8 protein-coding genes are annotated in these 14,616 nt (G+C 58.1%); all 8 read left to right on the forward strand.

All coding sequences use genetic code 11. From position 1 onward, the window contains the following. Positions 1–188 precede the first annotated feature (188 nt). On the forward strand, positions 189–380 hold the full coding sequence (gene bcsR / locus AC1RKC_RS12900) for a cellulose biosynthesis protein BcsR (RefSeq protein WP_046374762.1): 192 nt from the start codon (positions 189–191) through the stop codon (positions 378–380). 3 nt (positions 381–383) lie between these two features. Beyond that, complete coding sequence (gene bcsQ, locus AC1RKC_RS12905) at positions 384–1,121, forward strand: cellulose biosynthesis protein BcsQ (protein ID WP_261139810.1); 738 nt, start codon at positions 384–386, stop codon at positions 1,119–1,121. After that, complete coding sequence (gene bcsA, locus AC1RKC_RS12910; protein WP_048762483.1) at positions 1,118–3,721, forward strand: UDP-forming cellulose synthase catalytic subunit; 2,604 nt, start codon at positions 1,118–1,120, stop codon at positions 3,719–3,721. Before bcsQ ends, bcsA begins: the two co-directional genes overlap by 4 nt. 55 nt (positions 3,722–3,776) lie before the next feature. Beyond that, positions 3,777–6,080: a cellulose biosynthesis cyclic di-GMP-binding regulatory protein BcsB gene (gene bcsB / locus AC1RKC_RS12915; protein WP_020824738.1), complete on the forward strand. Its 2,304-nt coding sequence runs from the start codon at positions 3,777–3,779 to the stop codon at positions 6,078–6,080. 5 nt (positions 6,081–6,085) lie between these two features. Continuing rightward, positions 6,086–7,198: a cellulose synthase complex periplasmic endoglucanase BcsZ gene (bcsZ, locus tag AC1RKC_RS12920; protein ID WP_174573600.1), complete on the forward strand. Its 1,113-nt coding sequence runs from the start codon at positions 6,086–6,088 to the stop codon at positions 7,196–7,198. Further along, positions 7,180–10,653: a cellulose synthase complex outer membrane protein BcsC gene (gene bcsC, locus AC1RKC_RS12925; protein WP_493092568.1), complete on the forward strand. Its 3,474-nt coding sequence runs from the start codon at positions 7,180–7,182 to the stop codon at positions 10,651–10,653. The genes bcsZ and bcsC overlap by 19 nt, the downstream gene beginning before the upstream one ends. Positions 10,654–10,900: 247 nt before the next feature. Further along, positions 10,901–12,907, forward strand: a complete 2,007-nt coding sequence (gene hmsP, locus AC1RKC_RS12930; protein WP_130016592.1) for a biofilm formation regulator HmsP — start codon at positions 10,901–10,903, stop codon at positions 12,905–12,907. A 295-nt stretch (positions 12,908–13,202) separates the two neighbouring features. Then, a complete protein-coding gene (locus AC1RKC_RS12935; protein WP_020824742.1) occupies positions 13,203–14,492 on the forward strand; it encodes a dicarboxylate/amino acid:cation symporter in 1,290 nt (429 codons plus the stop codon). Positions 14,493–14,616 lie beyond the last annotated feature (124 nt).

Below are 14,616 nucleotides of genomic sequence, written 5' to 3' on the forward strand. Positions count from 1 at the left end.
ACTTTCGTTGAAAGTGTCGTCGCGGCCAACTGAGTATAGCTATTCGGCCATCCTGTCATTGGGAACAATAATAAAAAAATTAAAACCAGCCATGTACTAATATTTGTTGAGAATCATCTTATTGGCCATGTCTTTTTTTTAGCGTTGCTATAGTAATTAACATTAGCCTATTTTTTTGAGGCGGCAGAATGAATGATCAATTAACGCGCTTTCACGCAGTGGTGCCATCGGAAACTCAGGACGACTTGCTGGCGCTTAGTCAGGCATTTTCGCTGCCAAAATTAAGCTATGTCGATATCGCACGTCAGGAGCGGTTAACGCAAATGATGGCCAACTGGCCGCTGCTGGCCGAATTAGCGCAGACCACGGGGAGCCGTTAGTTTATGCCAGTGATTGCTCTGCAGGGGTTGCGAGGCGGGATGGGGGCGACGTCGGTCACCGCGGCGCTCGCGTGGGCATTACAGCAACTGGGCGAGTCGGTATTGGCGATTGATTTTGCGCCGGATAACCTGCTGCGTCTGCATTTTAATACGCCATTCGAGCTGGCACGGGGTTGGGCGCGGGCCGAGCAGGACGGCGGCGATTGGCAACAGGGCGCGATGCGCTATTGTGAAAACCTCGACTTTCTCCCCTTTGGCCAGCTCACCCTGGCGGAACGGTTGAATGTACAGCAATCTTGTCGGCAGCAGCCCGCCCGCTGGCAGGACAATGTGGCGCAGCTAAACGCCGCGGCGCAGTACAACTGGATCCTGTTGGATCTGCCGGCGGATGATGAAGCACTGGCTCAGCAGGCGCTGGCGGTGGCAGATTGCGTCTTTACCCTGATTGCTCCGGACGCAAACTGCCAGGTGCGGCTGCATCAGCAAGCGTTGCCGCAAGGCTGCCGTTTCCTTATTAATCACTATTTCGCCGCCAGCCGACTCCAGCAGGATTTACACCAGCTGTGGCTGCAAACGCTGGGCGGATTGTTGCCGGTGGTTATCCACCGCGATGAGGCGATGGCCGAAGCCCTGGCGGTGAAACAGCCTTTGGGGGAATACCGGCCGGAAAGCCTGGCTGCGGATGAAGTGCTGACGCTGGCTAACTGGTGTCTGATTAACCTGAAGGGGACGGCGCCATGAGCCGGGTGATGAACCTGCTGCTGGTGCCGCCGGTCCATCAGGCGGTGCAGACGCGTTACCGTACCTACCGACGGCATGGTTCGTCGGCGTTTACCGCCTTTTTCACCACGCTGCTGGTGGCACTGGGCTGGATTTTCCTGCGTTTCGAATCCCCTGTCTGGCAACGGTTGCGGGCTGCGCGCAGCTATTGGTTCCCCCATCTATCCTCCAGCCGTCCGCGGCCGGCGGACGCGCTGCGCTATCTGGTGCAAGGGTTGTGGCTGCTGGTGTTCCGCACCGATCGTGCACCTGTAACCCATCATCGTTTCGCCGGCTGGCGGCGGTTGCAATTGCGCTACGCCCAGTGGCTGCAAACCCTGCCACAGCGGCTAGAAAATGCCGGGCTGGAGCAGCGTTCGGTTGAGCGCCTTGGCCGGATGAGCCAGCGCATGCGCCGTCTGCTGTTTATTATTGTCGGCGTATTGGCGGCAATCCTCGCCATACTCTGTATTTCTCAACCGTTCGATCTGCCGGCGCAGTTTGTGTTTGTGGTACTGCTGTGGGCCATTGCCATGGTGGTGCGCCGGGTACCGGGCCGTCTGCCGGGACTGATGCTGATCGTGCTGTCGCTGACCGTTTCCTGCCGCTACCTGTGGTGGCGCTATACCGCCACCTTGAACTGGGACGATCCGCTCAGCCTGACCTGCGGCCTGCTGCTGCTGATAGCGGAAACCTATGCCTGGGTGGTGCTGGTGTTGGGGTATTTCCAGACCGTCTGGCCGCTGAATCGCCAGCCGGTGCCGATGCCTGCCGACAGCGCAACCTGGCCGACGATCGATTTGCTGGTGCCGACCTACAACGAAGATCTGGGGGTGGTGAAGCCGACCATCTACGCCGCGCTGGGCATCGACTGGCCGAAAGAGAAGGTCAGTATTTACATCCTCGATGACGGTAACCGGCCAGAATTCAAAGCGTTCGCCGAAGAGGTGGGGGTTAAGTATATCGCCCGGCCGACTCATGAGCATGCCAAGGCCGGTAACATCAACAACGCGCTGAAACAGGCCACCGGCGAGTTTGTCGCGATTTTTGACTGTGACCACGTACCCACGCGCTCGTTCCTGCAACTGACCATGGGTTGGTTCTTCAAAGACAAAAAGCTGGCGATGCTGCAGACCCCGCATCACTTCTTCTCGCCGGATCCTTTTGAGCGCAACCTGGGGCGTTTTCGTCAGACGCCGAACGAAGGAACGCTGTTCTATGGCCTGGTGCAGGACGGCAACGACATGTGGGACGCGACCTTCTTCTGCGGCTCCTGCGCCATTCTGCGTCGCAGTGCGCTGGATGAAATCGGCGGTATCGCGGTGGAAACCGTCACCGAAGATGCCCATACCTCATTGCGTTTGCATCGCCGTGGACACACCTCGGCGTATATCCGTATCCCCCAGGCCGCCGGGCTGGCGACCGAGAGCCTGTCGGCGCACATTGGCCAGCGTATTCGCTGGGCACGCGGCATGGTGCAAATCTTCCGGCTGGATAACCCGCTGTTAGGCAAGGGGCTGAAGTTGGCGCAGCGGTTATGTTATGCCAACGCCATGCTGCACTTCTTGTCCGGTATTCCGCGGCTGATCTTCCTGACCGCGCCCTTGGCTTTCCTGTTGCTGCATGCCTACATCATTTTCGCCCCGGCGCTGGCGATCGCGCTGTATGTGTTGCCGCATATGATCCACGCCAGTCTGACCAACTCGCGTATTCAGGGGAAATACCGGCACTCTTTCTGGAGTGAGATCTACGAAACGGTATTGGCCTGGTATATCGCCCGGCCAACGACGGTGGCGCTGTTCAATCCGCACAAGGGCAAATTCAACGTCACCGCCAAAGGCGGGCTGGTGGAAGAAGAGCACGTCGACTGGGTGATCACCCGGCCCTATATGTTCCTGGTGATCCTGAATCTGGCCGGGCTGTTCTTCGGCGTTTGGCGGCTGGGTTACGGCCCGACCGATGAAGTCATGACGGTGATCATCAGCCTGGTGTGGGTGCTGTACAACATGACCATTCTCGGTGGGGCGGTGGCGGTAGCGGTAGAGGCCAAACAGGTGCGTCAGGCGCATCGGGTAGAGATCGCGATGCCGGCCGCAATCGCTCGTGCCGACGGCCATCTGTTCCCTTGTACGCTGCGTGATTATTCCGATGGAGGGGTGGGCATTGAGATGCGCGTAGCGGATGCGCTGAAAGATGGCGACAAGGTGTCGCTGCTGCTCAAACGCGGGCAGCAGGAATACAGCTTTCCGTGTGTGGTGACCCGAGCCTTCGGCAGCAAGGTGGGGATCCGTATGGTTTCCATGACCACCCGCGAACACATTGATTTTATTCAGTGCACCTTTGCCCGCGCCGATACCTGGGCGTTGTGGCAGGACGGGTTCCCTGAAGATAAACCGATCGAAAGCCTGCGCGACGTTCTGGCGCTGGGCTTCCGGGGTTACGTACGTATGGCGGATTATGCACCGCCGATGGTGCGCCGCCTGCTGGTCGGGTTCACGACGCTGATTGCGTGGGTAGTGTCATTTATCCCACACGGCGTTGGCAGAGCCCCGGCCTTCAGCCAAAAAGAGACAGTGGTATAGGCAAACCGCCCGCTCACTCGCCTGGCCCCCAGGCTATAACATTGATGATGATACGATGACGAGAAAAATAACCTGGTTTACCGCCCTGGCCTTAGGCATCAGCACCTTGTCTCAGGCTGAAACCGCCACCGCGCCGACCGGACAGCCGCCGGTGACGATACCCGCCGATGCGTCGGTCACCACCCCTATGGGATCGGCCGCGCCGGTGGATCCGAATGCGCCGGTTCGTGATGTGCAGTTGCCGTTCGCCACTATTGCTCCGCCGCCGGGGACCTTTACCCTGCGCGGTACGCGGCCGGATGGCCAGGTTGAATTCGGCGTGCGCAGCGATGAGGTGGTGTCGCAGGCGATGCTTGATCTGGAGTTTACGCCGTCACCGTCGCTGATCCCGGTGGAATCGCACGTCAAGGTCTACCTTAATGATGAGCTGATGGGGGTGACGACGCTCGCCAAAGAGCAGCTCGGTAAACCAAATCGCATCCAAATGGCGATAGATCCTCGCTATATCACCGATTTTAACCGCGTACGGCTGGTGTTCGTTGGCCATTACCAAAACATTTGCGAAAACCCGGCCAGCACGACCTTGTGGTTGGAAGTCAGTAAATCCAGCTCGTTGAACCTGCGCTTCCAGACCTTGCCGGTGAAGAACGAACTGTCGCATTTCCCGGAACCGTTTTTCGACAGTCGCGACAACCGCCCACTGATCTTGCCGATGGTGTTTGCCGGCCAGCCGGATATCACTCAGCAGCGCGCGGCAGGCATTTTGGCTTCGTGGTTCGGCAGCAAAGCACAGTGGCGCGGCCAGTCGTTCCCGACGCTGTACAACAAGCTGCCGGAACAGCACGCCATCGTCTTCGCCACCAACAAGCAGCGTCCGGATTTCCTGCGGGATTATCCGGCGGTCAACGGGCCGACGGTGGAGATGATCAGCCATCCGGATAACCCGTACATCAAACTGCTGCTGGTGCAGGGGCGCGATGACAACGATTTGATCACCGCGGTGAAAGGTATCGCGCAGGGCAATATTCTGTTCCGTGGCCAGAACGTCACGGTGGACAAGGTCGAACAGCTGGCTCCGCGTCAGCCCTATGATGCGCCTAACTGGGTACGCACCGATCGGCCGATGACCTTCGCCGAGCTGCAGCAGTACGCTGAGCAATTGCAAACCAGCGGTATCGAGCCGGGCCCTATTTCGTTGACCATGAATTTGCCGCCGGACCTGTTCCTGATCCGCAGTACCGGCATCGATATGCACCTGAAATACCGCTATACCGCCCCGCGCATTCAGGACGGTTCGCGGCTGAGCGTCAGCCTGAACAACCAGTTCGTGCAGGCTTACTCGCTGGTGCCCGAGCATGAGCAGGGGGCCCAATTGCTGCGCTTGCCACTGACCCAGGGGCTGATCGACTCGGACAAGAACGTCAATATTCCGGCGCTGCGTCTGGGGGCGACCAACCAACTGCGTTTCGACTTTGACTACACCACGCTGTTGGCCAGCGGCGCGGAAGGGCGTTGCGAAACCTATTCCTTTACCGCTAACCATGCGGTGATCGACGGCGCATCGACCATTGATTTCTCCGGTTACCGTCACTTTATGGCGATGCCGGACCTGCGGGCCTTTGCCAATGCCGGTTTCCCTTTCAGCCGCCTGGCCGATTTGTCGCAAACGCTGGTGCTGGTGAACAAGCAGCCGCAACCGGCGCAGGTCAGCGCTTTGCTGAACGCGATGGGCATCATTGGCGCGCAAACCGGTTACCCGGCGTTGGCGATGACGCTGAGTGACGACTGGTCGCAGGCCAAGGATCGGGATGCTGATATTTTGATGATCGGCACTATTCCCCCGGAGCTGAAGGACGATAAAAAGATCAGCCTGCTGGTGGACGCCACCCAGAGCTGGGTCAAACAACCAACCCGGCAGTTGCCGCTGCCGACCATGGACGTGCTGGCAGAAGACACTAAGCCGGACAGCAAAACCACCATCAGTTCTGAAGGGGCGATGGCCGCAATTATCGGCGTGCAGTCGCCGTTTAACGCTCAGCGCAGCATTGTGGCATTGCTGGCGGACAGTGCGCGGGGTTACGACCTGTTGAACACGGCGCAGCTGGACAGCGGCAAGCGTGCCGCGGTGTTTGGCTCGGTTGCGGTGATCCGTGAATCAGGCGTGAACAGTCTGCGAGTGGGCGACGTTTATTATGTTGGCCATCTGCCATGGTGGGAGCGTATCTGGCACGCGCTGTCGACCCATCCGGTGTGGCTGGCGGTGATCGCCGTGGTGGTCGTGGTGGTGCTGGCGCTGATGTTATGGCGTGGCCTGAAGGCCTTCAGCCGCCGTCGCCTGTCACCTGAAGACCGGGACTGATTGCCATGCCTGCGAGGTTGAAGCGTCTGACCATCGGCATGCTGCTGCTGTGCGCATTCAGCGCGGCGGCAGCCTGTGAATGGCCGGCCTGGCAACAGTACAAACAGTTTTATATCAGTGAGCAGGGGCGAGTGATCGATCCGAGCAGTCCTAACCGAATCACCACCTCGGAAGGCCAGAGTTACGGACTGTTCTTCGCGCTGGTGGCGAACGATCGGCCTGCTTTCGATCAATTGCTGACATGGACGGAAAACAATCTGGCCGCGGGCGACCTCAGTGCACATTTGCCCGCCTGGTTGTGGGGCGAAAACGAACAAAAACAGTGGACGGTGCTGGACAGCAATTCGGCATCCGATGCCGACCTGTGGATTGCCTACAATTTGCTGGAAGCCGGTCGGTTGTGGAAAAGCCGACGTTATCAAACCCTTGGCACACTGTTGTTGCAACGTATCGCTCGTGAAGAAGTGGCGGATATCCCGGGTCTGGGGTTGATGCTGTTACCGGGCAAAGTCGGCTTCGTGGCGGAAGATCGCTGGCGCCTCAATCCGAGCTATTTACCCCCGCAACTGCTGGCACGTTTTGCCGTGCTGAATGGCCCATGGCGGAAGATGCAGCAAACCAACCAGCGGTTGTGGTTGGAAACCGCGCCGCACGGCTTTTCGCCGGACTGGGTGGTGTGGCAGGTCGGCAAAGGCTGGCAGCCGGATACCGTCAAACCGAATATCGGCAGTTATGACGCCATCCGGGTTTATTTGTGGGCCGGCATGCTGGCGGACGACGATGAACAAAAGGCGGTGTTGCTCAAGCAACTGCAACCTATGGCGCAGCTAACGGCTCAGCAAGGCGTGCCGCCGGAGAAAACCGACACTGCCAGCGGTAAAACCCACGGCGATGGTCCGGTGGGGTTCTCGGCGTCGATGTTGCCGATGTTGGCGCACGAGCCAGAGGCCTTGCAGGTGCAGCGCCAACGTATCAAACAAAACCCGCCTGGCGATCGGGCCTATTTCAGCGCCTCGTTGGCGCTGTTTGGTCAGGGATGGGATCAACAACGTTATCGTTTTAATCGGCAGGGTGAACTTCAACCCTCCTGGGGCGGCCAATGCGTAACTTCCGAATAAACTGGCTGGGCCTGGTGCCTTTAAGCCTGGCGATGCTGCCACAGGCGCAAGGAGCAGAAACCGTTGCGCCGGAACAATGGCTGCTGGAGCAGGTGCGGGTTGGAGAGGCCGGCAACAAAGATGAGTTGGTTCGCCAGTCGCTCTACCGGCTTGAACTGATGGATCCGAATAACCCGGAGGTGATTTCCGCGCGTATGCGTTTGGCATTGCGACAGGGCAATTTGGCATTGGCACAGCAGCAGTTGGATAAGTTGAAAAAGATTGCGCCGCAGTCAACTAGCTATCGGCAGGCGGAAATGAACATGCTGCTTACCCAGCCGGAAACCCGCCAAAAGCTGCAGCAGGCGCGGCTGATGGCGACCGCCGGGCGTTTGCCGGAGGCGAAAGCGCAGTATGACGAGCTGTTCCACGGCGATCCGCCGACGTTGGAGTTGGCGGTGGAATACTGGCGGTTGGTCGCGCGATTGCCGGGGCAGGAAGCTGCGGCGCTGAAACAGTTGCAGACGCTGGATCAGCAATATTCCGGCAACGTGCCGCTGCGCATGTCGCTGGCGCGGATGCTATTTAGCCAGGACCGCGACGCCCAGGCCTATGATCTTTTGCAGAAAGTGGCTGCCGATCCTGCCGGACGCGGAGATGCCGCCGATCTGTGGCTGGAGAAAGTCAAAGCGATGCCGGTCAGTCCGCAGAGCGTTGCTGCCCTTAACCGTTTTCTTGGCGTTTTTGAAACCGGCGATCAGGCGGTCAGCGCCCGACAAGAACTGGCCCGGCAGCAGGCGCTGCTGTCGGATCCTGCCTACCAGGCGCGGGTGCGCGGGCTGGCGCAGGTGGACAAGGGCGGCAGTCGTGCCGCCATTCCAGAGTTGAAAAAAGCGTTGGCGGCTTCACCCAACGACGCCGACGTGCTGGGCGCTCTTGGGCAAGCCTATTCCCGCGTCGGTAATCGTCCACAGGCGCTGAGCCTGTTTCGTCAGGCCCTGCAGGCCGATAAAAGCGGCTATGGCAGCAGTAAATGGCAGAGCCTGATCAAGAGCAACAGTTACTGGCTGGCGGTGGATGAAGGTGACAAGGCGCTGAAAGCCGGCAATTTGGCGCTGGCACAGCAAAAATACCAACAGGCGCGACAGATAGACAACGGTGACAGCAGCGCGGTAATTGGCTTGGGCGACGTTGCGGTGGCGCGTAAAGATGATGCTGCCGCCGAACGTTTCTACCAGCAGGCGCTGCGGTTGGATCCCGGCAGCGGCAGCGCGGTACGGGGTCTGGTGAATATTTATCAGCGCCAGTCGCCGGAAAAGGCGCTGGCCTATCTCAACAGCCTGCCACGCGGCCAGCAAAACAAGCTGCGTGGCACGCTGGAAGGTTTGCAGCTCGATATGCTCAAGCAGCAGGCCGACCAGCTCGTACAGCAAAAGCAGTGGCATCAGGCGGTGGAGAAATACCGTCGTGCCCAGCAGATGGATCCTGATGACGTCTGGCTGACTTACCACTATGCGCAGACGTTGCGTCAGGCCGGGCAGCCGGAACAGGCAGATGCTCTGTTCAGTCGACTGGCGCAAAAACAGCGTGCGAATCCGCAGTTGGCATACGCCTATGCGCTGTATCTCTCCGGCAGCGACCGTGATACTCAGGCGTTGGCACAGTTGAATACCCTGCCCGCCGCGCAGTGGAACGACAATATGCGTGAACTGGCGCAGCGCTTGAAGATGCAGGCGACGCTGGAACATGCCGATCGGTTACGTACTGCGGGCGATGAGCCGGGGGCGGTGGCTTATCTGCGCCGCCAGCCGGCGGATACCCGCATTGATCTCCAGTTGGCCGACTGGGCGCTGGCGCGCGGTGAATATGACGCTGCACTGGCTGACTATCAGCGCGTACGGACGCGTGAGCCGAACAACCCGGATGCCAGGTTGGGTGAAATAGAAGCCTATGTAGCGCAGGGCAAGCTGAGTGAAGCACGCCAGCGGCTGCAAACCGCCGCGCCGGAATCGAGCGAATCAGACAACAGCGAGCGGCGGGTGGCTAATGCCTGGTATGCCGTTGGCGAACCGCAAAAAGCGACCGAGATTTTTACCCGGCTGAAAACGACGGCGCCGCTAGCGCCACCCAGCCAGGCGAAGGCGCTGATTTATCGCGATGCGGCACGGCTCGAACGTGATCAACAGCAGCCGGTGCTGGCCCAGCAGGATTATAAACAGGCGATGGTCGCCAGCGGTATTGCCCCGAGCGTGCCGCAGGATAACGACAGTTACACCTACCTGACGCGCAACAACCCGACAGATGACTGGCTCAAACGGGGCATTCGTTCGGACGCGGCGGATCTGTATCGCCAGCAAGACGTGAATGTCACCCTCGACCATGATTATTGGAGCTCCAGCGGCACGGGTGGCATCTCCGATTACAAAGCGCATGACACCATGTTACAGGTCGATATGCCGTGGTATGACGGGCGGGCGTTTTTCCGTTCCGATACCGTACAGTTGGATGCCGGCAGCTTCTCCACCGACGGCAGCGGCAAATATTACGAAACCTTCGGTACCTGCAATACTCAGGGGTGCAGCGGCGATGAGCGTCAGAAAACCACCGGCACCAGCGTGGCCGTGGGATGGAAAAACGATCGCTGGGCGGGGGATATCGGCACCACACCAATGGGCTTTGAGGTGGTTGACTGGGTCGGTGGACTGGCCTACAGCAATGACTGGAACCACATTGGTTGGACGTTGGCGGCCTCGCGACGTCCCATTTCGAGCTCATTGCTGGCGTTCGGCGGCACCAAGGACCCAAATACCGGTACCACCTGGGGCGGCGTGCGCGCGACTGGGGTCAGCCTTAGCGCCAGTTACGACCGCGGCGAAGCGCACGGTATCTGGGCCGACCTCAGCGCACATCAGTTAACCGGCAAAAACGTTGAAGATAATCAGCGTGAACGCTTTATGGCCGGTTATTACTATAAGTTGATCAACGAAGATAATCGCCGTGTCACCGTCGGGCTGAACACCATGCTGTGGCACTACCAGAAGGATTTGAGCGGTTATTCTCTCGGCCAGGGGGGCTATTACAGCCCGCAGCAATATATGTCGCTGGCGATACCGGTAAACTATCGCCAACGTACTGATAATTGGTCCTGGGAGCTGGGGGGTTCGGTGTCGTTATCCCACTCGAAAACCAACAGCCAGCGGCGTTACCCGCTGCAGGGGCTGATCCCGGATTCGCTGCCGGACAAGTTTGCCGTCGAGGATGGCAGCTCTTCTTCCGGCGTCGGCTATACCCTGCGGGCGATTGTCGAACGGCGTCTCAGTTCGCACTGGACACTCGGTGCCGGCATCGACATCCAGCAGGCAAAAGACTATACCCCGAGCCACGCTTTGATTTATCTGCGCTATTCGCTGGCCGGTTGGCAGGGTGACCTGGATTTACCGCCGCAACTGCTGACGCCTTACGCCGACTTCAAGTAACCCCGCTGAGGGAGATTCGGAGTGTCGGCACAGAGGAGTTTTGCTACCCTGTGTACAGGCTGTGTCCCACAATTGGCTGTGGCGCGCAGCCTTTCATTAGGAAAAGACTGAAACCCTCGTTTTTCTTGGTTTTGCCCTGGGCATGAAGAGATAAAAACAGTCAACAATCGAGTATACTCAGACCGGTTCAAGGGATGGGTATTATTCATCCCTTTTTTATTTCAGCCCGAATTAGCGGAGAGCAGGTTTGCGGGTCAGGCGCTCATTAACGATTAAACAGATGGCAACGGTGTCCGGTGTGGCGCTGGTGACGATCTGTATCTTTATCGTGATCCAGTTATTCCATTTTGTGCAGCAGCGCAGGGATGACTATGCCCAGCAACTGGAAAATATCGCTCATTCGGTACGCCAGCCGCTGGCGGAAGCCGTGCTGCGCATGGACGTGCCGGAAACGAAGAAGGTGCTGAATACGCTGTTGCCGGTGGGCATCCTGACGCGCGCGGATATCGTGCTGCCGAACGAATTTCAGGCACTGCACGCCAACTTCCCGCCGGAACGTCCGGTACCGACAATGATCGCCCGCCTGTTCGAGTTGCCGATCCAGATTTCCGTTCCCCTCTATTCGCTGGAACGCGTGCCGGCCAACCCGCAGCCATTGGCTTATCTGGTGTTGCAGGCCGATTCGTTCCGCATGTATCAATTTATTCTCAGCATGCTGTCGACCATGTTGTCGACCTATTTGCTGCTGGCCTTGATTCTTTCGGTCGCCATTAGCTGGTGTATGAACCGACTGATGGTGCATCCGCTACGCGCGATGGCCAAAGAGCTGGAAAACATTTCCCAGGAAGAAGCGCCTTATCATCAACTGATGTTGCCGGCGCTGCACCAGGACGATGAGTTGGGCTTGCTGGTGCGTAACTACAACCGCAATCAGCAGCGGCTGGCCAAAGCCTATGCCGAACTGAGTCGCATGAGCACTCGCCATCCGGTCACTGAGTTGCCAAATCAGGCGCTGTTCACCGCGCTGCTGGAACAACACATTGCTTCCAGCCTGCGGCCCGAGCGTTTCAATCTGCTGGTAATCGGCATTGAAACGTTGCACGAAGCCTCGGGCGTACTTAATCCGACGATGCGTGAAGCGCTGTTGTTGACGCTGGCGAAGAAATTACGTGAATGCATTGATGAAAACGGCGTGCTGGCTCAGTTAAGCAATACCGAATTCGCCATTCTGGCTAAAGGCGTTGAACGGCCGTTTCATGCCATGCAGTTGGCCCGCCGCATCATGGCGCAGATCAATGCGCCGCTGAGCCTGCAGGAAATGCCGCTGCGGCCCAGCGCCAGTATCGGTATCGCCCATTACCTGAACGCAGGGGAGAGCGCGGAGCAGCTGTTGCGTAGCGCCACCTCGGCGATGATGTCGGCGCATCGCGAAGGTAAAAATCAGGTGCTGTTCTTCGAACCGAGCCTGACGGAACGCACCCAAAAGCGTCTGACGCAGGAAAGTGAGATCTTGCATGCCATTGAGCAGCGTCGTTTCACCCTGTTCCTGCAGCCGCAGATAGATATGCAGTCCAACGCGGTGATCGGCGCGGAAGCATTACTTCGTTGGCAGCAGTACGACGGCAGCTTTACCTTGCCGGCAGACGTCATTCCATTGGCTGAAGAGCTCGGGGTGATTGTGCCGCTGGGTAACTGGGTACTGGAAGAGGCTTGCCGCATCCTGGCGGATTGGCAGACTCGGGGGATCACCCTGCCGCTGGCGGTAAATGTGTCGCCAATCCAGATGCAGCATGAGAATTTTGTCCCGCATCTGAAAAGCCTGCTGGCCCAGCATCGAATTGACCCGCGCAAGCTGCTGCTGGAAATTACCGAAACGGTGCGCATTGACGACCTCGATCGTGCGTTGGCGCTGCTGCGGCAACTGCACGATCTGGGGCTTTCCATCGCGTTGGACGATTTCGGCATGGGCTATTCCAGCCTCAATTACCTCAATCGATTGAAATGCCTGCCGATAGATTTGATTAAAATCGACAAGAGCTTTATTCAGGGACTGCCGATGGACGACGCGATGGTGCGCATCGTCAGTTCGATTTCCGAGGTGCTGGCGCTGCCGGTGATGGCCGAAGGCGTCGAGAATGCCGAACAACGCGACTGGCTGCTGCAGCACGGTATTCATAGCGGTCAGGGGTTTTTGTTTGCCCGCCCGTTGCCGCGCAGCGAATTTGAAGCCGAGTTCTGCCCGCCGCCAGCCTGATTTCCCTCTTGAGCCTTTTGCGGCGGGCGGCATCCACGTTGCCCGCTGGCCCTCTGGCTTGAAATACCCCGCTTTATCTACCCCTTTTGCGTTAGTGCAAAGAAAGGGTTACATCCTTTACAGCCTTGCATTCGGGCTGGCGCGTTTCAGCTCTTAAATTCGTATCAACATGTATCTATTGGTGCAACAAATTATTTCCATGTTGTTAGGCGGGTGTTATTTTCCGCGCAAGCGATGAACAGGCGAGATAACCATAACACCGCCTGGTGCGTGTCTTCCCCCAAAGGATGTCCATATGAAACTCACTATCTTTAAAAGCCTCTATTTTCAGGTGCTGACGGCGATTACGCTGGGTGTCCTGCTTGGCCATTTCTATCCTGACATTGGCGCACAGATGAAACCTCTGGGCGACGGATTCGTTAAGCTGATTAAAATGATCATCGCTCCGGTGATCTTCTGTACCGTGGTGACCGGCATTGCGGGCATGGAAAGCATGAAGGCCGTTGGCCGTACCGGTGCGATCGCACTGCTTTATTTTGAAATCGTCAGTACCATTGCGCTGCTGATCGGTTTGCTGATTGTCAACCTGGTGCAGCCGGGTGCCGGGATGAACATCGATCCGGGTACGCTGGATGCCAAAGCGGTGGCGGTCTACGCCGAGCAGGCTCAGCAGCAGGGCATCATTCCATTCTTGCTGGATATCATTCCGGGTAGCGTCATCGGCGCCTTCGCCAGCGGTAACATCTTGCAGGTGTTGCTGTTTGCCGTGCTGTTCGGCTTCGCCCTGCACCGCCTGGGTGAGAAAGGCCAGTTAATCTTCAACGTGATCGACAGTTTCTCCCGCGTGATTTTCGGCATCATCAACATGATTATGCGTCTGGCGCCGCTGGGGGCCTTCGGGGCGATGGCATTCACCATCGGTAAATATGGCGTGGGCACGCTGCTGCAGCTTGGCCAGTTGATCGCCTGCTTCTATATCACCTGTGTTCTGTTCGTGGTGGTGGTGCTGGGCTCCATTGCCCGTGCCAACGGCTTCAGCATTTTCAAATTCGTTCGCTATATAAAAGAAGAGCTGCTGATCGTGCTCGGGACCTCTTCTTCCGAGTCGGTGCTGCCGCGCATGCTCGACAAAATGGAGAAGCTGGGTTGTAAGAAATCGGTGGTGGGCCTGGTTATTCCTACCGGCTACTCCTTTAACCTGGACGGCACATCGATTTACCTGACCATGGCGGCGGTGTTTATCGCGCAGGCGACCAACACCCATATGGATATCGTGCATCAGGTGACGTTGCTGGTGGTGCTGTTGCTGTCTTCGAAAGGGGCTGCGGGCGTGACCGGCAGCGGCTTTATCGTGCTGGCGGCGACCATTTCTGCCGTGGGCCACCTGCCGCTGGCCGGTCTGGCGCTGATTCTGGGCATTGACCGCTTCATGTCTGAAGCCCGCGCCCTGACCAACCTGGTCGGTAACGGTGTGGCTACGGTGGTAGTGGCTAAATGGTGTAAACAGCTGGACGAAAAACAGCTGCAAGACACCCTGTCCAACAAGCCGGGTGCAGGTGCCGACAAAACGCTGCCTTCAGCCTGATTTAATCCTCAAATCACCGGTTGCAGCCGCAGCCGGTGACGTTTTATCCCCCCGCGTAATGATTTCTTGCATTTAAAAACCGGTTATCCATTATTTTTCACCCTAATGAGTGACATCCGCAAAG

This window comes from Serratia sp. GW822-FHT06E05, assembly GCF_058799445.1.